The sequence below is a fragment of the Pseudomonas allii genome (assembly GCF_055380095.1).
In genome coordinates this window covers 2,363,448-2,390,234 of record NZ_AP039450.1, presented here as the reverse complement: position 1 = coordinate 2,390,234, position 26,787 = coordinate 2,363,448, and the positions used below count along the sequence as shown (strand labels likewise).

23 protein-coding genes are annotated in these 26,787 nt (G+C 63.5%); 20 read left to right on the top strand and 3 right to left on the bottom strand.

The features are described 5' to 3' along the window. The first annotated feature begins 256 nt into the window (after nt 1-256). From ACZ445_RS11000 to ACZ445_RS10970, 7 genes are all read left to right on the top strand, one after another. The gene (locus ACZ445_RS11000) at nt 257-1,273 is read left to right on the top strand and encodes an iron ABC transporter substrate-binding protein (RefSeq protein WP_058427039.1); all 1,017 of its coding nucleotides are present in this window, start codon (nt 257-259) and stop codon (nt 1,271-1,273) included. After that, nucleotides 1,274-2,866 (top strand): ABC transporter permease, encoded by a 1,593-nt coding sequence (locus tag ACZ445_RS10995; protein WP_464708315.1) that lies wholly within the window; start codon nt 1,274-1,276, stop codon nt 2,864-2,866. After that, on the top strand, nt 2,863-3,903 hold the full coding sequence (locus tag ACZ445_RS10990; protein WP_464708314.1) for an ABC transporter ATP-binding protein: 1,041 nt from the start codon (nt 2,863-2,865) through the stop codon (nt 3,901-3,903). Before ACZ445_RS10995 ends, ACZ445_RS10990 begins: the two co-directional genes overlap by 4 nt. Nucleotides 3,904-3,991: 88 nt before the next feature. Next, nucleotides 3,992-4,756 (top strand): COG4705 family protein, encoded by a 765-nt coding sequence (locus tag ACZ445_RS10985; RefSeq protein WP_179029033.1) that lies wholly within the window; start codon nt 3,992-3,994, stop codon nt 4,754-4,756. A 23-nt stretch (nt 4,757-4,779) separates the two neighbouring features. Next, a complete protein-coding gene (locus tag ACZ445_RS10980) occupies nt 4,780-5,202 on the top strand; it encodes a hypothetical protein (protein WP_058427158.1) in 423 nt (140 codons plus the stop codon). 76 nt (nt 5,203-5,278) lie between these two features. Next, entirely contained in the window at nt 5,279-5,944 is a 666-nt protein-coding gene (locus ACZ445_RS10975) for a response regulator transcription factor (protein ID WP_464708313.1), read from the top strand. Beyond that, nucleotides 5,920-7,266 carry an ATP-binding protein gene (locus ACZ445_RS10970; RefSeq protein ID WP_058427044.1) on the top strand — a complete coding sequence of 449 codons (1,347 nt, stop codon included), beginning with the start codon at nt 5,920-5,922 and terminating at the stop codon, nt 7,264-7,266. The genes ACZ445_RS10975 and ACZ445_RS10970 overlap by 25 nt, the downstream gene beginning before the upstream one ends. A gap of 15 nt (nt 7,267-7,281) precedes the next feature. On the opposite strand, the gene ACZ445_RS10965 is transcribed toward ACZ445_RS10970, so the two are convergent. Beyond that, complete coding sequence (locus ACZ445_RS10965) at nt 7,282-8,781, bottom strand: CoA-acylating methylmalonate-semialdehyde dehydrogenase (RefSeq protein ID WP_179029031.1); 1,500 nt, start codon at nt 8,779-8,781, stop codon at nt 7,282-7,284. A gap of 109 nt (nt 8,782-8,890) precedes the next feature. Between ACZ445_RS10965 and ACZ445_RS10960 the strand changes: the two genes are divergently transcribed. The 5 genes from ACZ445_RS10960 to ACZ445_RS10940 all read left to right on the top strand — a co-directional run bounded on the left by ACZ445_RS10960 (nt 8,891) and on the right by ACZ445_RS10940 (nt 13,013). Then, nucleotides 8,891-9,832, top strand: coding sequence for a LysR family transcriptional regulator (locus ACZ445_RS10960; protein WP_464708312.1), 942 nt, complete (start codon nt 8,891-8,893; stop codon nt 9,830-9,832). A 183-nt stretch (nt 9,833-10,015) separates the two neighbouring features. Next, entirely contained in the window at nt 10,016-10,228 is a 213-nt protein-coding gene (locus ACZ445_RS10955) for a hypothetical protein (RefSeq protein WP_235595013.1), read from the top strand. A gap of 84 nt (nt 10,229-10,312) precedes the next feature. Continuing rightward, complete coding sequence (locus tag ACZ445_RS10950; protein WP_058427047.1) at nt 10,313-11,257, top strand: ornithine cyclodeaminase family protein; 945 nt, start codon at nt 10,313-10,315, stop codon at nt 11,255-11,257. Further along, nucleotides 11,254-12,387 carry an NAD(P)/FAD-dependent oxidoreductase gene (locus ACZ445_RS10945; RefSeq protein ID WP_464708311.1) on the top strand — a complete coding sequence of 378 codons (1,134 nt, stop codon included), beginning with the start codon at nt 11,254-11,256 and terminating at the stop codon, nt 12,385-12,387. Before ACZ445_RS10950 ends, ACZ445_RS10945 begins: the two co-directional genes overlap by 4 nt. Then, nucleotides 12,387-13,013: a helix-turn-helix transcriptional regulator gene (locus tag ACZ445_RS10940; RefSeq protein WP_058427049.1), complete on the top strand. Its 627-nt coding sequence runs from the start codon at nt 12,387-12,389 to the stop codon at nt 13,011-13,013. Before ACZ445_RS10945 ends, ACZ445_RS10940 begins: the two co-directional genes overlap by 1 nt. Nucleotides 13,014-13,142: 129 nt before the next feature. Here ACZ445_RS10940 and ACZ445_RS10935 read toward each other — a convergent pair whose 3' ends face one another. Then, nucleotides 13,143-13,919, bottom strand: a complete 777-nt coding sequence (locus tag ACZ445_RS10935; protein WP_464708309.1) for an ABC transporter substrate-binding protein — start codon at nt 13,917-13,919, stop codon at nt 13,143-13,145. 263 nt (nt 13,920-14,182) lie between these two features. On the opposite strand from ACZ445_RS10935, the gene ACZ445_RS10930 reads away from it, so the two are divergent. Beyond that, entirely contained in the window at nt 14,183-15,883 is a 1,701-nt protein-coding gene (locus tag ACZ445_RS10930) for an AMP-binding protein (RefSeq protein ID WP_058427051.1), read from the top strand. Between the two features lie 133 nt (nt 15,884-16,016). Here the strand turns inward: ACZ445_RS10930 and ACZ445_RS10925 are convergent, their stop codons facing one another. Further along, nucleotides 16,017-18,182, bottom strand: a complete 2,166-nt coding sequence (locus ACZ445_RS10925) for a TonB-dependent receptor (protein WP_464708308.1) — start codon at nt 18,180-18,182, stop codon at nt 16,017-16,019. A 108-nt stretch (nt 18,183-18,290) separates the two neighbouring features. Between ACZ445_RS10925 and ACZ445_RS10920 the strand changes: the two genes are divergently transcribed. The 7 genes from ACZ445_RS10920 to ACZ445_RS10890 all read left to right on the top strand — a co-directional run bounded on the left by ACZ445_RS10920 (nt 18,291) and on the right by ACZ445_RS10890 (nt 26,387). Further along, the gene (locus ACZ445_RS10920; protein ID WP_179029025.1) at nt 18,291-19,463 is read left to right on the top strand and encodes an MFS transporter; all 1,173 of its coding nucleotides are present in this window, start codon (nt 18,291-18,293) and stop codon (nt 19,461-19,463) included. Between the two features lie 36 nt (nt 19,464-19,499). Continuing rightward, nucleotides 19,500-20,015 (top strand): sigma-70 family RNA polymerase sigma factor, encoded by a 516-nt coding sequence (locus tag ACZ445_RS10915; RefSeq protein ID WP_179029024.1) that lies wholly within the window; start codon nt 19,500-19,502, stop codon nt 20,013-20,015. Further along, the gene (locus tag ACZ445_RS10910) at nt 20,016-20,984 is read left to right on the top strand and encodes a FecR domain-containing protein (protein ID WP_464708306.1); all 969 of its coding nucleotides are present in this window, start codon (nt 20,016-20,018) and stop codon (nt 20,982-20,984) included. Nucleotides 20,985-21,086: 102 nt separating this feature from the next. After that, entirely contained in the window at nt 21,087-23,441 is a 2,355-nt protein-coding gene (locus ACZ445_RS10905; protein WP_464708305.1) for a TonB-dependent siderophore receptor, read from the top strand. A 20-nt stretch (nt 23,442-23,461) separates the two neighbouring features. Then, nucleotides 23,462-24,595 carry an ABC transporter substrate-binding protein gene (locus ACZ445_RS10900; protein ID WP_464708304.1) on the top strand — a complete coding sequence of 378 codons (1,134 nt, stop codon included), beginning with the start codon at nt 23,462-23,464 and terminating at the stop codon, nt 24,593-24,595. Continuing rightward, a complete protein-coding gene (locus tag ACZ445_RS10895; RefSeq protein WP_310863556.1) occupies nt 24,592-25,620 on the top strand; it encodes a FecCD family ABC transporter permease in 1,029 nt (342 codons plus the stop codon). The genes ACZ445_RS10900 and ACZ445_RS10895 overlap by 4 nt, the downstream gene beginning before the upstream one ends. Then, a complete protein-coding gene (locus ACZ445_RS10890) occupies nt 25,614-26,387 on the top strand; it encodes an ABC transporter ATP-binding protein (protein WP_058427059.1) in 774 nt (257 codons plus the stop codon). Before ACZ445_RS10895 ends, ACZ445_RS10890 begins: the two co-directional genes overlap by 7 nt. Nucleotides 26,388-26,787: the final 400 nt, after the last annotated feature.

Genomic DNA, 26,787 nt, shown 5'->3' with positions numbered 1-26,787 from the left:
CTGTGTTTATGTACAGTATTCGGCATTACCTTGGCCGTCAACCCTCATGTTGAAAAACAACCAAACCACCTCCCGCTTTTGGCCTGCTACGCCTGATCACCCTCATCACATTTGTTAACTGTATTTTTGACGTTTTTTTCTCATTCCCAGCTCTACATTCGCCGCGCCCCAACATGCAAATGATTCCTATTGGTCTACTCTCAATCGACCTCTCGCGGATTTCCCGTGCAGTCATAAAACCCGGAGCGCTCACCGCATGACCACTCGCCTTCCTTCGTTCGTCAAACAAGCCCTGCTCGCCACGGCCCTGGTCAGTGCCGGGCATGTGTATGCCGCCAGCGAGCCGGTCGGTATCGTGGTGTACAACGCCCAGCATGAAAGCCTGACCAAGGCGTGGGTCGAAGGCTTCACCCAGGAAACCGGGATTCCGGTGACCATCCGCAATGGCGACGACACCGAGATGGGCAACCAGCTCGTGCAGGAAGGCGCGGCCTCGCCGGCAGATGTGTTCCTCACTGAAAACTCCCCGGCCATGGTGCTGGTGGACAATGCGGGCCTGTTCGCCCCGGTCGCGCCGACCACGCGTGAACAGGTGGACGCCGCCTACCGCCCGGCCCATGGCAAATGGGTGGGCATTGCTGCGCGCTCCACGGTGTTCGTGTACAACCCGAGCAAATTGAAAGAAGGCGACCTGCCCAAATCCCTGCTGGACCTGGCTTCGCCCAGCTGGAAAGGCCGCTGGGCCGCGTCACCGGCCGGTGCCGACTTCCAGGCCATCGTCGCCGCCGTGCTCGAACTCAAGGGCGAAGCCGCGACCCTCGACTGGCTCAAGGCAATGAAGGCCAACGCAAGCATCTACCGGGGCAACAGCGCCGTACTCAAGGCCGTCAACGCCGGCCAGGTCGACAGCGGCGTGATCTACCACTACTACAGCTTCGTCGATCAATCCAAGACCGGCGAAAACAGCAAAAATACCCAACTGCACTACTTCAAGCATCAGGACCCGGGCGCGTTTGTGAGCATCTCCGGCGCCGGTGTCTTGGCCTCCAGCAAGCATCAAGAACAGGCCCAGGCCTTCTTGAAGTGGATCACCGGCAAAGACGGCCAGGCCATCCTCAAGGACGGCAACTCGTTTGAATACGCGGTCGGCGAGAACGCTCAATCCAACCCCAAGCTGACCCCGCTGGCGCAACTGGATGCCCCCAAGGTCGACGCGTCCAAGCTCAACAGCAAGAAGGCCGTCGAGTTGATGACTCAGGCCGGACTGCTCTGATTGCTGCCTGAATCGTCGATCCCCGGCATCGCCCACTCGCCGCCACGCAAACGCCCCCACGGCTTGTTCAAAAGCCGTGGGGGCACCTGGGTCACCGGCTTGTCGGTGCTGGTTTCGTTGTTGGCGCTGTTGCCGATCGCGTTTGTAATCGGCGTGTCGTGGCAAGTCGGCTGGACGCAGATCGAAGCGCTGATCTGGCGCCCGCGCGTCGGCGAGTTGCTGACCAACACCGTGCTGCTGGTGCTGTTCACCTTGCCGTTGTGCATCGTGTTGGGCATCGCGCTCGCCTGGTTGACCGAGCGTACCGACCTGCCCGGCCGCCGCGCCTGGTCGTTGCTGGCGGTCGCGCCGCTGGCGGTGCCGGCGTTTGTGCACAGTTACGCGTGGGTCAGCCTGGTGCCGTCGATCCATGGCTTGCCCGCTGGCGTGCTGGTGTCGGTGATTGCCTATTTCCCCTTTCTGTACCTGCCGGTGGCGGCGACCCTGCGCCGGCTGGACCCTGCAATTGAAGACGTGGCCGAATCCCTGGGCCTCAAGCCCTGGGCGGTGTTCTGGCGGGTGGTGTTGCCGCAGTTGCGCCTGGCGATCTGCGGCGGCGCGCTGTTGGTGGGCCTGCATCTGCTGGCCGAGTATGGCCTGTATGCGATGATCCGCTTCGACACCTTCACCACGGCGATTTTCGATCAGTTCAAATCCACCTTTAACGGCCCGGCGGCGAATATGCTCGCGGCCGTGTTGGCCCTGTGTTGCCTGGCGATGCTCACCGTTGAAGCCTCGGCACGCGGCCATGCGCGTTATGCGCGGGTCGGGTCTGGCAGTGCCCGCGAACAACGCATCGTGCGGCTGAGCCCCGCAACCACCCTGCTCGCCCTCGGCTTGCAAGCCGCGACCTGTGCCTTGGCCCTCGGCGTGCCGCTGGTCACCCTGGGCAAATGGCTGATCGCCGGTGGCCGCGAGGTCTGGCAGTTCAGCGAGTTGCTGCCGGCACTGGAGCAAACCGTGCTGTTGGGTATTGCCGGTGCGGTGTTGACCACCTGCGCAGCAGTGCCGATAGCCTGGCTGTCGATTCGTGCGCCGGGTCGCCTGCAACGCATCCTGGAAAGCTGCAACTACATCACCAGTTCGTTGCCCGGCATTGTCGTGGCGTTGGCACTGGTCACGGTGACTATCCACTTCGCCCGGCCGATCTACCAGACCACGATCACCGTGCTGCTCGCCTACCTGCTGATGTTCCTGCCACGGGCGCTGGTCAGCCTGCGCGCCGGTATCGCCCAGGCGCCGGTGGAGCTGGAAAACATGGCGCGCAGCCTTGGCCGCTCGCCGGGCCGCGCCCTGTGGCTGATTACGATGCGCCTGGCGGCTCCGGCTGCCGCAGCGGGCGCGGCGCTGGTGTTCCTGGCGATCACCAACGAGCTGACCGCCACCCTGCTGCTCGCCCCCAACGGCACGCGCACCCTGGCCACCGGCTTCTGGGCGATGACCAGCGAGATCGACTACGCCGCAGCAGCACCTTACGCGTTGATCATGATCCTGCTCTCACTGCCGTTGACCGGCCTCCTCTACCACCAATCCAAACGCACGGCAGGCCGATGAACGCCCTCGAACTCCACGCTCTCTGCAAGACCTTCGGCACCCAGCACGCCCTGGCCGACGTCAGCCTGGCAGTGCCCAACGGCAGCCGCACGGTGATCGTCGGGCCGTCCGGCTCGGGCAAGACCACCCTGTTGCGGATGATCGCCGGCTTTGAGTTCCCCGACAGCGGCAGCCTGACCCTCAACGGCCAGGTGCTGGTGGACACCACCCACGCCGTGCCCGCGCACCAGCGCCAGATCGGTTATGTGCCGCAGGACGGCGCGCTGTTCCCGCACATGACCGTGGCCGACAATATCGGCTTTGGCCTTGCCGCCAGACACGCCACGCGGCACGAACGCATCGCCGAGCTGATGGACAGCGTGTCCCTGGACGCCAACATGGCCCAACGTTGGCCCCACGAACTGTCCGGCGGCCAGCAGCAACGGGTGGCGCTGGCGCGGGCGTTGGCGCAACAGCCGCGGCTGATGCTGCTGGATGAACCGTTTTCGGCACTGGACACCGGCCTGCGCTCGGCCATGCGCAAGATGGTCGCGCGGCTGCTGAGCGATGCGGGCATCACCACTATTCTGGTGACCCACGATCAAAGTGAGGCGCTGTCGTTCGCCGACCAGTTGGCGGTGATGCGCCAGGGCCGCCTGGTGCAATCGGGGCATCCGATGGACCTGTACCAGTACCCCGTGGACGAACAGACCGCGTTGTTTCTCGGCGAAGCCGTGGTCATGCCCGCGCACATCGAGGGCGGCTGGGCCCATTGCGCGTTGGGGCGTGTGTCGGTCGACAGCCAGGTCAATCAGGGTGCTGCGCGCATCATGCTGCGCCCGGAGCAACTGCACCTGAGCACCACCGACCCATCCGGTTGCCGTGGGGTGGTCACCGAGCGCGAATTCGGTGGCAACACCTGCACCCTGACCGTGGCCTTGCAACCGGATGAGGGTGTGCCCGGCCAAGCGATCCTGGTGCGTAGTTCGGGCCTGCATGCGCCGAACATAGGCAGCGTGGTGCACCTCACCACGGTGGGTTTGGCCCACGTGCTGTAAAAAAGCAGCGGCCCTCAGTCCCAGCTAAGTTTCGCGGTTTACCTTCTCCCCTACGCCCACCGCCGCGCCATCAAGGAGAGGTAACCCGATGAATGCCACAGCAGCCCGTTGGCTGAACAAAGTACCCGAGGTGACGCTGTCATTCTGGGTGATCAAAATCCTGTCCACCACCGTGGGCGAAACCGGCGCGGACTACCTCGCCGTCGACGCCGGCTTCGGCGCCGGCTGGACCAGTATCGGCATGGCCGCGCTACTGGCGGTGGCATTGTTCTGCCAGATGCGCACCAAGGCCTACACGCCTTGGATCTACTGGCTGACCGTGGTGCTGGTGAGCATCGTCGGCACGCAGATCACCGATATCCTTACCGACAAACTCGACGTAAGCCTGTACACCAGCACGGCGATTTTCTCGGTGCTGCTGGGCCTCAACTTCATGGTCTGGTTCCGTACCGAACGCAGCCTGTCGATCCGCGACATCGTCACCCCTCGGCGTGAAGGGTTCTACTGGACCACGGTGCTCTGCACCTTTGCCCTCGGCACCGCCGCCGGCGACCTGGCCACCGAAGCCCTGGGCCTGGGCTTCACCCTCGGCGCGGTGATCTTCGCCGGTTTGATCGCCGTGGCCCTGGTGGCCTGGCGCCTGGGGGTCAACAGTGTGCTGACCTTCTGGATCGCCTACATCCTCACCCGCCCGTTTGGCGCCTCCCTCGGCGACCTGCTCACCCAAGCCAAGACCTACGGCGGCCTGGGCATGGGCGCCAGTTGGACCAGCGCGCTGTTCCTCTGCGTCATTGTCCTGCTGGTCGCCGTGGCCCAACTGAGCGTCGGCAACCGCAAAGCCATCACCTCATGAACAACCCACTCAAGGAAATCCTCATGCGCCCTGTTCAACACCTGATCCGCCGCGTCGCCATTGTTTCAGCAATCTTCATGCTGGGCATCGCCACCGGCTGCTCCAAACCCGCCGACAAGCCCAAGGACACCACCAGTGCCGCCGCCAGCCAACACCAGGCGTCGAAACTGGGCGACCTGTCCGAGTTCCGCAACATCGCGGTGGACGTATCGGCCCTCGTCGCCAAGAACGACCTGCCCGCGGCCAAAGCCCGCATCAAGGACCTGGAAACCAGCTGGGACTCCGCTGAAGCCGGAATCAAGCCCCGCGCCGCCAGTGACTGGCATGTGCTGGATAAAGCCATCGACCGCGCACTGGAGGCGTTGCGTGCAGGCAGCCCGAACCAGGCCGACTGCAAGGCTGCGATGGATGACCTGCTCAAGGCCTTCGATACGATGAAGGGCTGATGCCGGACAAATGTCTGCCCAGATGCTTCAATACAGACGCGGCGATGATCTCGCCGCGTTTTTTTCGGAGAGGGATATGCGGATACTGCTGGTCGAAGACGACCCCATGATTGGCGATGCCATCCAGCACGCCCTCAGCGACGCGAGCTACGCCGCCGACTGGGTCAAGAACGGCCTCACCGCCCTGGCCGCCCTCGACACCCACCCCTACGACCTGGTGCTGTTGGACCTCGGCCTGCCCGGCAAGGACGGCCTGCAAGTGCTGGATATCGTCCGTGCGCGCAACAACCCGGTGCCGCTGCTGATCATCACTGCCCGCGACAGCCTCGATGACCGCCTGCGCGGCCTCGATGGCGGTGCCGACGACTACCTGCTCAAGCCGTTCGACATGCCCGAACTGCTCGCCCGCATGCGCGCCGTACTGCGCCGCAAGGGCGGCAGCGCGTCGTCGTTGCTCGGTAACGGCGTGGTGTCGCTGGACCTGCTCTCCAAAGAAGCCAGCACCGAGGAACTGCGTGGCGTGGCCCTGTCCAGTCGTGAATTTGCGCTGTTGCAAGCCTTGCTGATCCGCCCGGGAGCAATCCTGTCGCGCAGCGAATTGGAAGACCGCCTGTATGGCTGGGGCAATGAGGTCGAAAGCAACGCCATCGAGTTCCTGATTCACGCCTTGCGGCGCAAGTTGGGCAGTCACGTGATCAAGAACGTCAGGGGCATGGGATGGATGGTTTCAAAAAACGTTTGAGCGAGTCGGTGCAGCTGCGCCTGTCGGTGACGTTGTCCCTGGCGATTCTGTTGGTGGCGTTGCTGGCCAGCGTGTTTGCGTTTGTCTCGGCCTTTGACGAAGCCCACGAACAACAGGACGCCACCTTGCGCCAGGTGGCCATGCTGTTCGACCGCCAGCAGATGACGCTGCACTACCCCCAGGGCAAGGCGATTGACGGAGATGATGAAGAATCGCGGGTGATCATCCAGCACCTGGGCGATGGCAACCAGGCGACAGGCAGCAGTGACGAGGCGTTGCCCCTGCCGTTCCCCACCACGCTCGCCGATGGCCTCGCCACGGTGCAAGTGGCCGGCGAAGCCTTTCGGGTGCTGGTGCACACCACCTCAAACGGCGAACGTATCGCCGTGGCCCAGGAACAGGACGCCCGCGACAAGGATGCCCGCGAGAGCGCCTGGCGCAGTCTGCTACCGTTCCTGATCCTGTTCCCCGTGCTGTTGCTGGTGGTGGGCGACCTGGTGCGCAAACTGTTTCGCCCCATCGGCGTACTGGCCGCCGAGATCGACCAGCGCGACGAACAGGCACTGCACCCGATTGACGAGCAGCATCTGCCCACGGAAGTGCGCCCGTTCGTGGTCGCCATCAATCGCCTGCTGGCCCGCGTCGGCCAGTCCATGGACAGCCAGCGCCGCTTTGTCGCCGACGCCGCCCATGAGCTGCGCTCACCGATGACCGCCCTGTCGCTGCAAGCCGAACGCCTGGCCGCGACGGACTTGCCAGCGGTCAGCCGCGAGCGGTTCTTGCCACTGTCCCGGGGTATCGAGCGCGGGCGCAAACTCATCGATCAACTGTTGGCGCTGGCGGCGGCGCAAGCGCCGTCAACGCGGGTGCAAACGCCGCTGTCGGTGCATGGCCTTTATCGACAGGTGCTGGAAGATTTACTGCCCCTGGCCGAGCGCAAGCAGATCGATATCGGCGTCGAAAGCACCGAGGACGTGCAGGTGCTGTTCAACGAACTGGACCTGTTCACCCTGGTCAAGAACCTGGTGGACAACGCCATCCGCTACACCCCGCAAGGCGGGCGTATCGATCTGTCGGTGAAGGGGATTGAAGGTGGCGTGCTGCTGCAAGTCAAAGACACCGGCCCCGGCATCGCCGAGGAGGAACAGCCACGGGTGTTCGACCCTTTCTATCGCAGCCTCGGCTCGGAGGAAGCCAGTTCTGGCTTGGGTCTGTCGATCGTCAAGGCGATCAGCGAACGCACCGGTTGCCGCGTGCAGTTGGCATTCAGCGACACGCTGGCGCAACAAGGGTTGTGCGTCAGCGTGTGGATCACTCAATGAGGGCCGGGGCGGCGCTTACTTCGACACCGGCATCGCAAACTCAGCGCCCTGCTCAATGCTTTCCGACCAGCGCTGCATGATCGACTTCTGCTTGGTGTAGAAGCGCACGCCCTCGGTGCCATAGGCATGCATGTCGCCGAACAGGCTTTTCTTCCAGCCGCCAAAGCCGTGCCAGGCCATCGGCACCGGGATCGGCACGTTGATGCCGACCATGCCCACTTCAATGCGCCGTGCGAATTCGCGGGCGATGTTGCCGTCGCGGGTAAAGCAACTGACGCCGTTGCCAAACTCATGGTCGTTGACCAACTTGATCGCCTCGGCAAAGTCATTCACACGCACGCACGCCAGTACCGGGCCGAAGATTTCTTCGCGGTAGATGCTCATTTCCTGGGTGACGTGGTCGAACAGGGTCGCGCCGAGCCAGAAGCCATTTTCCAGGCCGGCCTCGGTCGGTACATAGTCGCGCCCGTCGAGCAGCAACTGCGCGCCGGCCTGCACACCTTGTTCGATGTAGCCGCTGATGCGATCCAGGGCGGCGCGGGACACAATCGGACCCATCTCGGCCTTGAGGTCGCGGCCGTCGGTGATGCGCAGGTGCTTGGCGCGTTCGGTCAGCGCAGTGATGACTTTGTCACCCACGTCACCCACCAGCACCGCCACGGAGATGGCCATGCAGCGCTCGCCGGCACTGCCGTAGGCGGCGCCCATCAAGGCATCGACGGTTTTTTCGATATCGGCGTCGGGCATCACCACCATGTGGTTTTTCGCGCCGCCCAGGCCTTGCACGCGCTTGCCGTTGCGCGCACCGGTTTCGTAGATGTATTGGGCAATCGGCGTGGAGCCGACAAAGCTCACGGCCTTGACGTCCGGGTGTTCGATCAGCGCGTCCACCGATTCCTTGTCGCCCTGCACCACGTTGAACACGCCTTTGGGCAGGCCGGCTTCACGCAGCAGTTCGGCCATGAACAGCGAGGCACTCGGGTCGGTGGGGCTTGGCTTGAGGATGAAGGTGTTGCCCGCCGCGATGGCGATCGGGTACATCCACATCGGCACCATCACCGGGAAGTTGAACGGCGTCACGCCCGCCACCACGCCCAGCGGTTGGCGCATCGTCCAGTTGTCCATGCCACGGGACACCTGGTCGGAATGCTCGCCCTTGAGCAGGTTGGGGATGCCGCAGGCGAACTCCAAAATGTCGATGCCACGGTCGACTTCGCCCTGGGCGTCGGTGAAGACCTTGCCGTGTTCGGCGACGATGATGCGCGCCAGGTCGTCTTTGCGTTCGCGCAGCAGGTGCAGGTATTCGAACAGCACGCGGGCGCGGCGGATCGGCGGCGTGTCGGCCCAACCGGCGAACGCGGCCTGGGCGGCAGCGACGGCTTCGGACACGGTCTGGCGGCTGGCCAGGGCGACGCGGCCAGTCTTTTCGCCGGTGGCCGGGTTGTAGACGTCCTGATAGCGATCGTCGCGGGACACGCGCTGGTCGTTGATGTAGTGCTCGATGGTGGTGGTCATGGCAGTGGATCCCAGGTGGATAGCGTTGGGGACCACGATAGGCTTTCGATTTGTTCCAAACCAGAGCAGAATCAAGAACTGATTGTCCACCATAGCGAACAATTCACCCATGGAAAAATCCGAGATCGAAGGGCTGTGGACCCATATCCACTGGCTGTCGGTGCTGGAGGAACAAGGCACCTACACCGCCGCTGCCGCACGCCTGGGCGTGAGCAAGTCGGCGGTGAGCCAGCGTATTTCCGACCTGGAAAAAGCCACCGGCACGCAGCTGGTCACCCGCACCACGCGCAGCGTCAGGCTGACCGATGCGGGGCTGTCGTTGACCCGTGAAGTACGCAGCGCCTATGCGCAAATCGCCCGCAGTTTTTCATCGGTACGCGACTCGGTCGGCGAGATTCGCGGGCTGGTGCGGCTGACGGCGCCAGTGGCGTTCGCCCGTCAGCAATTGGTGCCGCACCTGTCGGAATTCCTGCAACAGTACCCGCAGGTGCGCATTCAACTGGACGTGTCCGACGCCCTGAGTTCACTGGCCGCCGAAGGCTACGACCTGGCCGTGCGCCACGGCTTCCAGGTGCCGGAAACCCATGTGGCCTGGAAGCTGTGCGACACCGGCTCGGTGCTGGTGGCTACCCGGGAATACCTGCAACGCCACGGCGAACCGCGCGAACCCAATGACCTCTGCGCCCATAACTGCCTGTTCTACCCCCGTGGTGCCGACCAACCCGCCTGGACCTTCGAGCGCGCTAGCAAAAACCTCGAGCGCGTGACCGTACCCATCGCCGGCAGCTTCGCCACCAACAACAGCGAAGCCCTGCGTGACGCCGCCCTCAACCACCTGGGCATCGCCCTGCTCCCCGACTTCAGCGCCCACGCCGCATTGGCCGGCGGCAAGCTGGTGCAGGTGCTCAAGGGCTGGACGCTCAAGGGCGCGTTTGCCGATGAGATCTATTTGATCCGGCCGTATTCGCCCCATGTGCCGAAGGCGGTGAGTATGTTGGTCGGTTATCTGAAGGAGAAATTGTCGGCCGGGTTTAGGTTCACAGCGCCTTAATGGCCCGACCAAAACAGCAATAAGTGGATCTTTCTGAGGAACCAATCGCGCCGTAGGATTCCCCTGCGGCCACCACCCTCCAGGCCGTTGCAGCACTATCTCAAGGGCTCTGTGCGCAGAGTGTTGGTCATCATGAATTGGAACATCGTCCCCTCCACCGTTTTTCAAACCACAGCAGCCGTGATGTCCGCGATTGCCCTGCTCGGTTGCCAACCGCCCACGCGGGCTGACTTCATCAAGTACCCGTCGCTGCAACAGCGCTGGTCGATGATCTGTGACCCGCGCAGCAACCTGGCCGAGGCGAATGTGGAGGGTTGCCAGAACTTCCGTGCGTGGCAAGCTGCCAGCCGGGGAACGGTGCTGGACAACCTGATGAATCAGAACCTGGGCAAGTGAAGCACCCATTTTTTTTCAGTGGGATATTGCTCAGCAGAACTAAAAGTCCATAATGGACAAATTAGTTTACTTGCGGAGCCCCCCATGTCCAGCACACCCCATGTGATCCACCAGGCCCAGGCCCGCGAATTGCTCACTCAAGTCGATGTGCCGCAGATCCTGCGCAAGCTGTTCCAGGACCTGGCGGCCGGGCAAGCCGTGCAGCCGGCGCAGCAGCTGGTGGAGTTTCCGCGTGCCGCTGGTGACTTTATCAACTACCTGGGTGTGCTGGCCGAGGATGGGGTGTACGGGGTCAAGACCTCGCCCTATATCGTGCGTGAGCAAGGCCCGTTGGTGACCGCGTGGACCTTGTTGATGTCGATGCAGACCGGCCAACCCCTGCTGCTGTGTGATGCCGCCGAACTGACCACGGCCCGCACTGCGGCAACCACAGCGCTGGCCGTGGAGGCATTGGCGCCCTTATCGGCAAGGCGCCTGGCGATCATTGGCAGCGGCAAGGTGGCGCAGGCGCATGTGCACTACGTCAAGCAACTGCGTGACTGGCAGCACATCAGCCTGTTTTCCCCCAGCCTGGCCCACGCCAGCGCCGAGGCTATCGCCCACCTCAAAAACCTGGACCCACGGGTGGTCATCGCCCACAGCTGCGAGGCGGCGGTGGACGACGCCGATGTGATCCTGCTGTGTACCTCGTCGGCCGGACCGGTGCTCGACCCCGCCCGCTTGAGCAAACCGGCGCTGATCACCTCGATCAGCACCAATGCGCCCCGCGCCCATGAAGTGCCGCCCCACAGCCTCAACGCGATGCAGGTGTTCTGCGACTATCGCCAGACCACCCCAGGCACGGCGGGTGACATGCTGATCGCCGCCGAACAACACGGGTGGGACCCGCGCGCCATCGTGGGGGACTTGCCCGAACTGCTCAGCGAATGGGTGCAACCTCCGACCTACGACCGGCATGTATTCTTCCGCTCCATCGGCCTGGGCCTGGAAGACATCGCCCTGGCCAATGCCCTCTGGAGACAGCTATGAACCACGCAGATTTCATCATCATTGGCGGCGGTATCGCCGGCGCCTCCACCGGCTTCTGGTTGTCGCAGTACGGCAAGGTGCTCGTGCTGGAGCGCGAAAGCCACCCGGCCTATCACTCCACCGGGCGTTCGGCGGCGCTGTTTACCGCCGCCTATGGCACCCCGCAGGTGCGGGCGCTGACCCTGGCCAGCCGGGCGTTTTTCGACAACCCGCCGCCAGGTTTCTGCGAACACCCGTTGCTCACGACACGGGGTGAAATAACCGTGGACTTCATCGGTGATGCAGCCGAGCTAAACAGCCAATACCAGAGCGCCAAGGCCACCGTGGACCAGGTTGAATTGCTCAGCGCCGACCAGGCCTGCGCGAAGTTGCCGATCCTGCGCCGCGAAAAAGTCCACGGCGCGTTGTATGACCCCACCGCCAGCGACATCGACACCGACGCTCTGCACCAGGGCTACCTGCGCGGTATCCGCCGCAACGGTGGCGAGGTGCATACCGACAGCCACGTACTCGGCTTGAGCCGCGACGGCGACGGCATCTGGCAGGTACAAACCCAAGACGCCTCCTACACCGCGCCGGTCATCATCAACGCCGCCGGCGCCTGGGCCGACCACATCGGCGGGCTCGCCGGGGCCGCGTCCATCGGCTTGCAGCCCAAGCGGCGCTCGGCGTTCATCTTCGCCGGCCCCGACGGCGTCGACAGTCATCACTGGCCGATGCTGGTGGCGCTGGACGAATCCTTCTACATGAAACCCGACGCCGGCATGTTCCTTGGCTCGCCGGCCAACGCCGACCCGGTGGAGCCCCAGGATATCCAGCCCGAAGAACTGGACATCGCCATGGGCATCTACCAGATCGAAGAAGCCACCACCCTGACCATCCGCCGCCCGACCCGCACTTGGGCCGGCCTGCGCAGCTTTGTGCACGACGGTGACCTGCTCGCGGGTTTTGACCCTGTGGTACCAGGCCTGTTCTGGGTAGCGGCACAAGGCGGTTATGGCATCCAGACCTCACCGGCCATGGGCCAGGCCAGTGCCGCACTGGTGCGCGGCGCACCGCTGCCGGAGGCGCTGACACGGTTCGGCCTCGACGCTGGTATGCTCTCCCCTGCCCGCCTGGAGCCCCATTGATGAACACCGCTGAACAAGACACCGTCATGCAGAACTTCCGCGCGATGGCCGACGCCATCGCCACGCTGTTCTTCCCCCACGCCGAAGCGGTGCTGCATGACCTGCGCTCGCAAAAGGTCGATTACATCGCCAATAACCTGTCCAAGCGCAGCATCGGCGATGACTCGGCGCTGGAGGACATGCTCGACGCCGACGTCAGCGAGGTCAATATCGGCCCGTACGAAAAGCTCAACTGGGACGGCCAGAAAATCCGCAGCCTGAGCACCGTGCTGCACGACCACCAAGGCCGACGCCTGGCGGTACTGTGCATCAACCTGAATATTTCACTGTTTGAAAACGCCAAGGCGGCGCTGGACTTGTTCCTGTCGCCCAGCAAGCTGATCCCGCAGCCGGACTCGTTGTTTCGCGATGACTGGCAGGAGCGCATCAACACGTTTTTGCATGCCTGGATGCGTGAGCGGCAGTTGAGCCTGAATTTGCTGACCCGCGACCACAAGCGTGAGCTGGTGCTGGCCCTGCATGCCGAAGGGGCGTTCAAAGGCAAGAGCGCGTCGAACTATGTGGCCAATGTGCTGGGCATGGGGCGGGCGACGGTCTACAAGCATTTGAAAGAATTAAAAACCTGATCGAACACTGTAAATCAAATGTGGGAGGGGGCTTGCCCCCGATGGCGCTGCATCAGCCAATACATCTGGCAATGAAAGACCGCTATCGGGGGCAAGCCCCCTCCCACATTGATCGAGTTCGCCTGGGCGTCAGTCGCCGTAGACGTCGGTCTTGAAGTACTGCTGCGAAATTTTCTGGTATTCGCCACTGGCGCGAATGCCGTCGATAGCCGTGTTCAACTGGCTGACCAACTCGCTATTGCCCTTGCGCACCGCGATCCCGGCGCCCTCGCCCACGTATTTCGGGTCCTTGAGTTCCGGGCCGACGAACGCGTAGCCCTTGCCACGGGGCATCTGCAGGAAGTCATTCAGGGGGATGGTGTCGGCGAAGATCGCATCCAGTCGCCCGGCGGCCAGGTCCATGTAGATCTCTTCGTTATTGCTGTAGCGCTTGACGTTGATACCCTTGGGCTCGAACACCTCGGTGGCGTAGCGATCCGTGGTGGTCGCACGCTGCACGCCGACGGTCTTGCCCTTGAGGCTGGCGTACTGGTCGTCCACCACGGCGCCTTCCTTCATCACCAGCCGCGATGAGGTGAAGTAATACTTGTGGGTGAAATCCACCGACTTCTTGCGGTCTTCGTTGATGGTCATGGACGACAGCGCCATGTCGATTTTCTTCACCTTGAGGGAAGGAATCAGGCCATCGAACTCACCTTCGACCCACACACACTTGACCTTCATCTGCGCGCACAGCGCATTGCCGATGTCGTAGTCGAAGCCGACGATCTTGCCTTCCTCGGTCTTGGAGGCAAACGGTGGGTAAGCCGCCTCGATGCCGATGCGCAGGGTTTTCTCGGCGGCGACCAAGGGGCCGGATACAAACAGGCTCAAGGCCAGGGCGGTGATGAAGAAGCGTTTCTTCATGATCGGGTTCTCGCAAGTTGTTGTTGGTTTGGCAAGAGTGAGAAAGAGATGAATCGCATGCTTTTGTACTTATAATTCCATCTTGGACTTTTATGTCTTAACCGTCAATCTCACTGCTGCCTGACTCGATACCCATGACTTTTTTGCACAACGCACCGGTGTTTTTGAGCGTTCTGCTCTGATTTATGCGTGCCTATACTCGGTCCAGCCTCTCGGTCCAGCCGGGGGGTCAGTCCCCACAACAATAATTAAGGACAGCCACCATGACCCAGCCCTTCCTGGCCGCTCGGGATTTTCTGCTCGCTCACCGCACCGACTACGCCACCGCTGTCCGGGATTTCCGTTGGCCGCTACTGGACGAATTCAACTGGGCTTTGGACTATTTCGACACGATGGCCGAGGGTAACGCGGCAGATGCGCTGTGGATCGTCGAGGAAGACGGCAGTGAGCAGCGCTACAGCTTCCAGCAACTGGCCACGCGCTCCAACCAGGTGGCCAACCACTTGCGCGCCCTCGGCGTACGTCGCGGTGACCGGGTGCTGTTGATGCTAGGCAACGATGTGGCGCTGTGGGACACCATGCTCGCCGCGTTCAAACTCGGCGCGGTGGTCATCCCGGCCACTGCCCTGCTGAACCCCGACGACCTGCGCGACCGCATCGAGCGCGGGCAGGTGCGTCACTTGGTGGTCGGCGAGGCCCACGTGCATAAATTCACCGGGCTGGCAGACGGTTGCAGTCGCGTCTGCGTGGGCTCGGCGCCGCAAGGTTGGGTGGCCCACAGCGCCGCCTTTGAACACCCCGAGCACTTCGAGGCCGAAGGCCGCACCCTGGCTACCGACCCGATGCTGCTCTATTTCACCTCCGGCACCACGTCCAAGCCGAAGATGGTGCTGCACAGCCACCAGAGCTACCCGGTGGGCCACCTGTCGACCATGTACTGGATCGGCCTGCAACCGGGCGACCTGCACCTGAATATCTCGTCGCCCGGCTGGGCCAAGCATGCCTGGAGCTGCCTGTTCGCCCCGTGGAACGCCGGTGCGTGCATTTTTATCCATAACGTCGCGCGGTTCAGCGCGCCGGCCTTGCTCAGTGCGTTGGAACGCTACGGCGTGACCAGCCTGTGTGCGCCGCCCACTGTGTGGCGCATGCTGATCCAGGAGGATCTCGCCAGCTACAAATCACGCCTGAGCCTGCGCGAATTGGTGGGTGCGGGTGAGCCGCTGAACCCGGAAATCATCGAGCAGATCCAGCACGCCTGGGGCCTGCCGTTGCGCGACGGCTTCGGCCAATCGGAAACCACTGCGCTGGTGGGCAACACCCCAGGCCAGCTGCTCAAGCCCGGCTCCATGGGCCGCCCGCTGCCGGGCTACCAGGTGGCCTTGCTAGACCCGGACGGCATTCCGGGCAGCGAAGGCGAAGTCGCCCTGCCCCTGGACGTGCGCCCCCTCGGCCTGATGCTGTGCTACGAGGACAGCCCGGAGAAAACCGCCGAGGTCATGCGTGACGGCTACTACCGCACCGGCGACACCGCGCAGGTCGACGCCGACGGCTACATCACCTTCGTCGGTCGCGCCGACGATGTGTTCAAGGCCTCCGACTACCGCATCAGCCCGTTCGAGCTGGAAAGCGCCTTGATCGAACACCCGGCGGTCATGGAAGTGGCCGTGGTGCCCAGCCCCGACCCGCTGCGCCTGGCGGTGCCCAAGGCGTTCCTGATCCTGGCCCACGACGAACCGGGCAGCCATGAACTGGCCCGGCACATCCTCGCCTTCGCCCGTGAAAACCTCGCCCCCTACAAGCGGGTGCGACGCATCGAGTTTGTCAGCGAACTGCCCAAGACCATCTCCGGCAAGATCCGCCGCGTGGAGCTGCGGCAGATGGAGGTGGTGCGGCGCCAAAGTGACACACGGGGTGAACAGGAGTATTTCGAAGAAGACTTTGTGGTGAATACGCCCACGGTTTAAATGACTGTTACGGTAAAAATGTGGGAGGGGGCTTGCCCCCGATGATGGCTTGTCAGCCACAAATGTGCTGACTGATACACCGCCATCGGGGGCAAGCCCCCTCCCACATTGTAAGTGCCTCTGAGTTATCGGGTCAGAAGTCCACTGTCGCCGACAGCTGCAAGGTACGCGGATAACCCGGCGAAAACGCACCGTACGACGCCACGCCCGACCAGTACTCACGGTCAAACACGTTCTGCACCGTAGCCCGGAAGGTAGTGGGCCGGCCTTCGATCTTGGTCGCATACCGCGCCCCCGCATCGATGCGCGTCCATGAATCCAGTGCCTGGGTGTTAGCCTGGTTGACGTATTGGCTGTCGGTGTAGATCGCACCTCCCGTGAGGGTAAAGCCTTCCAGCCACGGCGTGTCCCACTCGGCCCAGAGGTTGGCCTGGATATCCGGCACGCCCACGGGTTTGTTGCCCCGGTTGGCGGCAGTGGCGGACTTGGTCAGTTCGCCATCGAGGAACGTCACGCCGCCCATCAAGCGGGTGCCGGGCGCCACTTCGCCGAACATGCTCAGTTCGAGGCCGCGGTTACGCTGTTCGGCCTGCACCGAATACACGCCGTTGGCGCCCAGTTCGCCGCTGGGCTTTTCGATCTGGAACAGTGCAACGGTGGTCATGAAGGTGCCGTGTTCATACTTCACGCCCACTTCGTGTTGCTTGGATTCATACGGGGCGAAGGTTTCGCCGGCATTGGTCGCCGTGCCCGGTGCCGCATCACCTTTGCTGAGGCCCTCGACGTAGTTGTAGTAGAGCGACACGTCTTCCCACGGTTTGATGACCACCCCCAGCAGCGGCGTATTGGCGCTGGCGTCATAGCGCGAGCTGACCCCGCCGGTGCTGTTGTAGTTGCGCGATTCGATCGACTGGTGGCGCATGCCCAGGGTCAATTGCAGGCGATCATCCAGAAAGCCCAAGGTGTCACTGAGCGCAACGCCGGACAATTCGGTCTCGGAAATACGCAGTACCTTCGGCGTATTGATGTATTGCTTGGGCGTGTCCACCGGGTGGTAGATGTTCGAACGGATCTCCTTGCCGTTGGTGATGCCCCGTGACAGTTCATCCTGGTAACGGGTCGCCATCAGCGTGATGATGTGGGTCACCGGGCCGGTGGCGAACAGCCCGCGCAGGCCCACGTCGGCGGTCGAGCGGTCGACGTTGAATTTGTAGTAGCCGGGAATATTGCTGGTATCGCCGGCGTCATTGAGGATGCGCGGCACCTGGTCGGACATGCGTTTCACATCCGACCTGCCGCCACCGGCGTGGGCGAACACGGTCAGGTTGTCGTTGAGGTCGTATTCACCGCCGAGCAGCAGTGACTGTTCCTTGGTATCGGACCAACCCCATTTCTGCGGCAGGCTGGTGCGACCATTCGGCGCCGACGGCACCTCGACGCCCGGCGCAATCGTGAACGGCCGCGAGGCGCCCTCCCAGCTTTCCTTCTGGCTGATGTAATCGAGGTTCAGCCGCAGCCGCTCGCCACGGTAATCCAGGGCAATCGCGCCGATGCCGACATCGCGGTTCTGATTGTCCACGACGGTGTCTCCGCCCTGCAGGCTGCCGTTGAAGCGCACGCCAAACTGGTTTTCATCACCGAAGCGGCGGCTGATGTCCAGGTGGCCGCCCACCTGCGTGTCCGACGCATAGCTGCCGGTGAAGCGGGTCAGGTCCTGGTCCAGCGGGCGCTTGGGCACGATGTTGATCACCCCACCCACGCCGCTGTTGGGGGAGATCCCGTACATCAGCGCCCCAGGCCCCTTGAGTACTTCGACACGTTCGGCGTACTCGGTGAACGCCCGATAGTTGGGTGCCACGCCGTACACACCGTCGTAGGCCAGTTCACCCAGGTTGCCCTCGCCAATCGCAAACCCTCGGATGAAGAACGAGTCGACGATGCCACCGGCCTGCCCGGTGGAGCGCACCGAAGGGTCGCGCTCCAGGGCATCGGCCACGGTCACGGTCTGCAGGTCGGCCAGGGTCTTGGCGGTGTAGCTGGTGACGCTGAACGGTGTGTCCATCACGTCCTTGTTGCCCATCATGCCCAGGCGCGCGCCACGAGCGACCTGGCCACCGGCGAGCACCTCCGGCAGGTCGGTGGGGCCACTGTAGCGGGCGTTGACGTTCGTCGCATCAAGCGTCAGGCTCTGCGCGCTGTCGTCGCTCGCGTCTACCGTGGCGGCCCAGGTGGGGGTGCTGGCGGCGGCCAGGATCAGGGCGGAACGAACAGCAAGGGTTAACCGGCTGGCAACGGGCATGACATCAGGGTCCTTTCATCGTGAGAAAATGAGAATTACTCCTGATGCCAGCCGACGCGGGAAAAAGTATCAGCGTCCCGCGCGTTTTTTTCATACCGAGGCCGTTTCATGCCACCGACCCGTGTCCTGATTTACCTGCTGTTCACGATCCAACTCGTGTCGATGGGCGCCATGGAAATGAGTGGGCCGTTCTGGCCTATTCATCTACGCGGACTGACCGACTCCGACACGCTGTTCAGCTTCGCCAGCATCGCGGTGTACGTGGGGCCGATGCTCGGCATCCTGCTGACCAGCGCGTTCTGGGGCCGCATCGGTGACCGTTACGGCCACAAGTGGATGATGATCCGCGCACTGGTCGGGCTGACGTTGACCCAACTGGGCCTGGCGCTGTTCAGCGACCTGTGGGCGATCCTGGTCCTGCGGTTCCTGCAGGGCGCCTGCGCCGGTTACATCGCCCCGGCCCAGGCCTATGGGGTGAGCATCGAGGCGCCTTCACGGCGGGCACGGCTGTTTGCGCTGCTGCAGATTTCCACCAATGTCGGCTCGTTGCTCGGAGCGGTGCTGGGCGGCCTGATCCTCGACCATGCCACGTTTTTCTGGATCAACCTCAGCGCCGCCGCACTCTGCGCGGTGTGCACGCTGGTGGCGGCGGTGACCTTGCCGGATGTTGCGCCGGTCAAGAAAACCGCATCCACTGCCAAGGGCGGTGTGTGGCAAGGGTCTGCACTGCTGCCACTGCTCAGTGTGATGGGCCTCCTGCTGCTGGCGCGGATGCTGCCGCAGACTTCGTTCTCGCTGTATGTGAGCACCACGTTCAACGTCAGCAATGCGCTGGTGGGCCTGTGCTACGGCTTGCTGGCGCTGGGGTTCATCCTGTCGGCCACCGCGTGGTCTCGGCATTTCGAGGGGCGCACACAAGCCGACACACTGCGGCGCATCGGCTACGTGGTGGTCGGCTGCATCGCCCTCACCGGGCTGGCCGGGGTCACCCACAACCCTGGGGTGTTTGTCGGCAGCTACTTCGTGTGGGGCGTGCTGCTGGGCGCGACCACGCCGGTGCTGATGGCGCTGATTTCGAAAACCGCCGACAGCGCCCGGCAAGGCCATGTGCTGGGCATTGCCCAGGGCACCGCGCAGTTCGCCTCGATTGCCGGTATCGCCCTCGGCGGGTTGCTCAGCCAGGTGTATGGCCTGGCGTATACCTACCTGTTCGTATGTCTCGCGTATGCGGTGACGTTCCTTGCGATTCTCGCATTGCGCTACCGCAGGGTTGTCCCTTAGCATTGGGAATACTTCTCAATTGCACGGATCCGCGCCATGAGCGAAATCCTCACCGCCGACAAGCACCAGCACCTGCGCGCGATCGAGGCCCTGTACAGCGGCCATCACGGCTGGCTGTACGCCACGCTCAAGCGCAAGCTCGGCAACGCCATGGATGCGGCCGACCTGGCCCAGGACACTTTCACGCGTATCCTCGCCTCCCAGGTCACGGTGATCGACCAGCCAAGGGCTTACCTGAGCTGCGTGGCCAAGGGCATCCTGGTCAACTGGTATCAGCGCAAGGCCCTGGAACGGGCTTACCTGGAGGCGCTCGCCAGCGTGCCAACCCAGGAAGTGCCTTCGCCGGAAGCGCATTTCGTGGTGCTGGAGACCCTGCACGAGATCGACGCGATGCTCGACGCCCTGCCCCCGCTGGTCAAGCGCACGTTCCTGCTGTCGCAGATCAACGGCCTCAAGTACCAGGACATCGCCGAGCAATTGGGCGTGTCGCTGATCACCGTCAAACGCTACATGAAACAGGCCTTTGTGCAGTGCCTGATGCTGGTGGAATAAGTGCTCAGCCTGCGCAAACAACCACCACTCGCCCCCGAAATCCTCGAAGAAGCCGCCGAATGGCTGATGCGCCTGAGCGAAAACGACCTCAGCGACCACGAGCGCGCCGAATGGGAGCACTGGAAAATCAGCAGCCCCGAACGTGATCGCGCCTGGGCCCGTGCGCAATTGCTGCAAAGCAAGCTGGGCGGCCTGCCGCCGTCCCTGGCGATGTCGGCCCTCGACCGCCCGAGCCACCCGGAACGCCGCGCCGCCCTGGGCAAGCTGGCCCTGCTGCTGGCGGTGATGCCGGTGGGCTGGGGCAGTTGGAAACTGGCGCAGACCCAGCAGTGGACCGCCGACTACCGCACTCGCGTCGGCGAGCGCCGCGAACTGACCCTGGCCGATGGCTCGCGCATCACCCTCAACACCGACTCCGCCATCGACGTGCGCTACGACAGCCAGCAACGCCTGGTGCACCTGCGCGAAGGTGAAATCCTGGTGCAGACCGCGCAGGATCCGTCCCGCCCGTTCCTGGTCAGTACGCGCCAGGGCCGCATGCAAGCCTTGGGCACCCGCTTTACCGTACGCGAACTGAGCGGGCGCACCCACCTGGCCGTGCTCGAAGGCGCCGTCAAAGTGATGCTGGCCGAAAACACCCAGAGCGCGCCGCTGATCGTCAACGCCGGGCAACGCACGAACTTTTCCGCACAGACCTTTGGCACGCTCAGCGCCACCGACCGCAATGACGGCGCCTGGGCCCAGGGCATGCTGATGGCCGACAATATGCGCCTGGCGGATTTCGTCGCCGAGCTGACCCGCTATCGCCGCGGCTTCGTGCGCTATGACCCGGCGATTGCCGACCTGCGCATTTCCGGCGCCTTCCCCATCAGCGACCCGCAGCGCACCCTGAACATGCTGGTGCAGACCTACCCGGTGCTCGTCAGCGGCCACCTGAACGGCTACTGGGTCACCCTGTCCCCCGCCTGAGTGGGCGTGAAAAATAAAACGCCGGGCGGCTGATACTTTTTCCGATCTCGGCTGGCAAACACACGAATACCCTTTTTCCTCTCGTCCACAGGGCTCACGTTCATGCTTGTGATTCGCAGCGCGCTGCTCAGCCTGGCCCTGGCCGGTGCCGCCATGGCCGCGCAGTTGGATGCGGTCGCGGTCCGTGCCTACCAGATCGCGCCAGGGCCGCTCGGTGCAACGCTGTCGAGCTTTGCCGTGGACGCCGGCATTGCCCTGTCGTTCGTCCCGGCCCTCACCGAAGGCCTGACCAGCCCTGGCCTGACAGGCACTTACTCGACCCAGGAGGCGGTCACCCGCCTGCTGGCCGGCAGCGGCCTGGAGATGGTGTTGCGCAGCGACGGCACCTACACCCTGGTGCAACGCCGAATCACCCTGTCGGACACCACGGTCAGTGGCGTCGAACAACCCGCCGACAGCCTGCCGCCGGTGTATTCGGGCGGCCAGGTGGCCGTCGGCGGACGCCTGGGCATGCTGGGCAACAAGGACGTGATGGACGCGCCGTTCAGCGTCAGCACCTACACCGCCTCGTTGATCAAGGACCAGCAAGCCACCACCGTCGGTGATCTGCTGGAACGCGATTCTTCGGTGCGCTCCACCGGGCAGACCGGCGGCATCGTCGACTCGTTTTTCATTCGCGGGTTTCCGGTGGGCGAAGGCAACCTCGGCGAGTTGGCCTTCGACGGCGTGTATGGCGTGGCGTCCAATTACCGGGTGTTCACCGAATACGCCGAACGCGTCGAAGTGGTCAAAGGCCCCGGTGCCCTGCTCTACGGCATGTCGCCCAACAGCGCGGTGGGCGGGGTGATTAACGTGGTGCCCAAGCGCTCGCTGGACGAGGACCTGACCCGCTACACCGCCAGTTATACCCAGGCTGCACACCTCGGCAATCGCATCGATATCAGCCGGCGCTTTGGTGAAGAGCGCCGCTTCGGCATGCGCTTCAACGGCGGCGTGCAGCAGGGTGACACCGTGATCGACAAGCAATCGCGCGAAGTCGGCATCGGTGCGCTGTCCCTGGATTATCAGGGCGAGCGCCTGCGCACCAGCCTGGACCTGATTTCCCAGGAAGAGACCTTCGACGCCGCCTCCCGACCGTTCCTGATCGCCTCAGGCGTAAAGATTCCCGACGCCGCCAATGGCCGCACCAGCGTGAGCCAGGACTGGGGCTGGTCGCGCACACGGGATAAATCCGCCCTGCTCGGCGGCGACTATGACCTCACTGACAACCTCAGCCTGTTCGCCCATGCCGGTGGTGGTAAATCGGCGGTGGCGCGCCTGTCGGACCAGACGCCGACCATTGTCAACGCGGCCGGCGACACCTCGTCGATCCCCGGTTACTACCGCTTCGAAGTGCAGCGCTATACGGTCGACGCCGGTGCGCGCCTGCGCTTCGACACCGGCCCGGTCAGGCACAGCAGCACCGTGCAGGTCACCCGTTACCGCGATGAACTGTCACGCGGGATTATCTCCGGCGCGCCCGTGCTGTCGAACATCTACCACCCGGTCGAGCGCCCCAAACCGTCGATCGCCAAGCCCGACGCGCCGAAAGTCTCCGCCACCGAATTGTCCGGCGTGGCCATTGCCGACACCTTGTCGATACTTGATCAGCGCGTGCAGGTCACCGTCGGCCTGCGCAAACAGAACATCCAATCCCACAACTACAACACCGCCGGTGCAGTGACCACGACCTATAACGAGGGCAAGACCACACCGCTGTTTGGCGCGGTGCTCAAGCCCTGGGAGCACGTAGCGCTCTATTACAACTACCTCGAAGGCTTGAGCAAGGGCGACGTGGCGCCGTCCAACGCCTCGAATGCTGGTGAGATCTTTGCGCCTTACGTTTCCAGGCAGCATGAAGTCGGGGTCAAGCTCGACTACGGCACGTTCATGTCCACCCTGGCGCTGTTCCAGATCCAGAAACCCAGCGGCGAGCTGGCTGCCGGCCGCTTCTCGGTGCAAGGCGAACAGCGCAATCGCGGCGTGGAAGTGAGCGTGTTTGGCGAAGTCGCCCCAGGCACACGCCTGCTGGGTGGCGTAACCCTGCTGGATGCGCAACTGACCAAAACCAGCGTCGCCGCCAACCAGGGCAATACCCCAGTGGGCGTGCCCAAGGTACAAGCCAACCTCTGGGCCGAATGGGACACGCCATGGGTCGAGGGGCTGACGTTGACCAGCGGCGCAATCTACACCGCCAGCCAGTACGTCAACCAGGCCAACACCCAACAGCTCGATGCCTGGACCCGCTTCGATGTCGGCGCGCGCTACAGCACGCGCATCGCCGAGCGGCCGACCACCTTCCGCGCCACGGTGCAGAACCTGTTCGACCGCGAATACTGGTCCGGCGTGGCCTCCTACGGCGCGTTTTCCCAGGGTTCGCCACGCACCCTCCTCCTGTCGGCCACGGTCGACTTCTGATACCTGCAAGGGCTTACTTGATGCTTTCGATTGTTCGTTGCGGCCACCGCCTGGCGGCACTGGTGTTGACCGGGTTACTCGCGCTGCCTGCGTTGGCGGCGCCCACCACCGTCACCGATCTGCTCGGGCGCCAGGTCAAGGTCAACCTGCCGGTGCAGCGGGTGATCCTCGGCGAAGGCCGCCAGCTGTACCTGGTGGCCGCGCTGGATACGCAGAATCCCATCGAGCGCATCGTCGGCTGGCGCAAGGACCTGATCCAGTCCGACCCGGACACCTACAACGCGTACCTGCGCATATTCCCAGGCATTGCCAACATCCCCACCTTCGGCGGGTTTGAAGACGGCACCTTCGATATCGAGCAAGCGATTTCCCTGCGGCCCGATGTGATCATCCTCAATATCGAAGCGCAACACGCGACCGAAGACGCACGCTACATCGAGAAACTCGACGCCCTGGGCATTCCGGTGGTGTACGTGGATTTTCGCAACCAACCCATGGCCAATACCGAACCGACCATGCGCCTGTTCGGCCAGTTGTTCGGCAAGGAAGACCGGGCCGAGGCGTTCATCGCGTTTCGCAAGCAGCAGATCAGGCGGGTGACCGATGTGATCGCAGCCCAACAACCGAAGCGCCCGGCGGTGTTCATCGAGCGTATCGGCGGCTACACCGACGATTGCTGCCTGAGCTTCGGCAACGAAAACTTCGGGCTTTTCGTCGAAATGGCCGGCGGTAACAACATCGCCAAGACCATCATTCCCAGCACCTTCGGCCAGTTGAACCCCGAGCAGGTGATCGTGGCCAACCCGGACCAGGTAGTGGTCACCAGTGCCAACTGGGAGGCGTTCGCGCCGGGCGGTCATTGGGTCGGCGTCGGCCCCGGTGCCGACATGAGCCAGGCCCGGCACAAACTTGCGTGGTACACCCAGCGCCCGGCCTACGCCGGGATCAAGGCCCAGCAAAACCAGGCCTTCCATGCCATCTGGCATCAGTTCTACAACAGCCCCTATCAGTTCGTGGCGATCCAGCAATTGGCCAAGTGGTTCCATCCGTCGCTGTTTGCCGACCTCGACCCCGACGCCACGCTGCGTGAACTGCACGAACGGTTCCTGCCCGTGCCCTATGCACCCGGCTACTTCGTGAGCCTCAAACCATGACCGCCTACCGCCGATTAGTGGTGCGCAAGCGCCTGATCCTTTGCGTGCTGGCCTTGCTGTTGCTGTGCAGCGTACTGCTGGACCTGGCGCTGGGCCCGGCTCGCTACAGCCTCAGTGAAGTGCTCGGCGCGCTGCTGTCGCCGGACAGCGCGGCGCCGCAGGTGCGCGTGGTGATGTGGGATATCCGCCTGCCCGTCGCCCTGATGGCCGTGGCGGTGGGCGCCGCGCTGTCCCTGGCCGGCGCGCAGATGCAGACCATCCTCAACAACCCGCTGGCCAGCCCCTTCACCCTGGGGCTTTCCGCCGCCGCCAGCTTTGGCGCGGCCATGGGCCTGGCGTTCGGCGTGGCGCTGTTTCCGTTGGCGGCGCAGTACATGGTGCCGGTCAACGCGTTCATCATGGCGATGCTCTGCGCGCTGCTGATCCACTTCCTGAGCCTGCGCCGTGGCGTCACCGCCGAAACCATCGTGCTGCTGGGTATTGCCCTGGTGTTCACCTTCAACGCGCTGTTGGCGCTGGTGCAGTTTTTCGCCACCGAGCAAGCCGTGGCGGCCGTGGTGTTCTGGACCATGGGCAGCCTGACCAAGGCCACCTGGCCCAAGCTCGGCGTGATCTGCCTGGTGATCCTGATCACGCTGCCGATCTTCGCCAGGCGCGCCTGGGCCCTGACCGCCCTGCGCCTGGGCGACGACAAGGCCGCCAGCTTCGGCATCAACGTGCGCAGCCTGCGCTTCCAGACGCTGATCATGGTCAGCCTGCTCGCCTCGTTCCCGGTGGCGTTTGTCGGCACCATCGGCTTTATCGGTTTGGTCGGCCCGCACATCGCCCGCATGCTTATTGGTGAGGACCAGCGCTTCTTCCTGCCCGCCTCGCTGCTCACCGGCGCGCTGATCCTGTCGGCCAGTTCGGTGGTCAGCAAAACCCTGATTCCGGGCGCGATTTTCCCGATCGGCGTGGTCACCTCGCTGATCGGCGTGCCGTTCTTCATCTCCCTGATCCTGAGCGGGAAGAAACACCCATGGTAAGCATTCAGTTGCAGGACCTCGGCGCCAGCTACGGCCAACGCAGCATCATCAGCGGCGTGTCCACAGCGCACTTTGTCGGCGGCCAGGTGGTGGCGGTAGTCGGCCCCAACGCGGCGGGCAAGTCCACCTTGTTCAAGCGCATGGCCGGGCTTATCGAAGGGCCGGGCCAGGTGATCCTCCAAGGTTCGACAAAGGGCACCCAAGCCATCAGCTACATGCCCCAGGGCCTGAATGCGAGTGCGCGGTTGACCGTGTACGAATCGGTGTTGCTGGCACGCAAGCAGCTGTCCCCCGCCTGGGCCGTGCAGGACGACGAACTGGCACTGGTCGATGAAATGCTCGCCGCGCTGGGCATCACCGAATTGTCCTTTCGCAACCTCGGCGAACTCAGTGGCGGCCAGCAACAGCTGGTGTCCATCGCCCAGACCCTGGTGCGCGAACCCGACGTGCTGCTGATGGACGAGCCCACCAGTGCCCTCGACATGCATCGCCAGGTGCAGGTGCTGAACTTCATGCAGGCCCTGGCACTCAAGCGCCAGGTGATCGTGTTCATCGCCCTGCATGACCTGAACCAGGCGTTGCGCTTTGCCGACCAGGTGCTGGTCATCGCCGACGGCACCGCCCAGGGCAGCGGGCCGAGCCATGAGGTGATCAATGAGGTGATGCTGCGCGAGGTGTACAAGGTCGAGGCGCGGATCGAGCGCTGCAGTCGCGGGCAGCCCCATATTTTGATCGACGATATTGTGTGTGCACGAGCGAAGGCTTGAATCGGTGGCAAGCCCAAATGCCAGTCAGTTAAGGGCGAACACTGAACCTGTTGCGAGGGAGCTTGGTCCCGTTGGGTCGCGAAGCGGCCCCAAAATGGGACTGCTGCGACGATTCGACAAGCCCGCTCACTACAAGTGGCTGCGTAGGCGAGGTTCATAGCACTGGAACACGAACCATCTGCCAAGCGGCAAAGTCGCCAATAGCGCAAGCACCTCGACGCCTGATGCAATACCGCCGTATAGCCTTGTCTACAGCGCTTTCACCCGATCCTGTTGAATGCTTGCCCGATCCTCCGATTTGTCGACCATTGGGTATCTGCCCCCTTGCACTCTGGTCTAGAGTTCGACAATAAGCGGCCACTGCGTTCACACCTAAAACAGGCCGCACCTACCGATGATC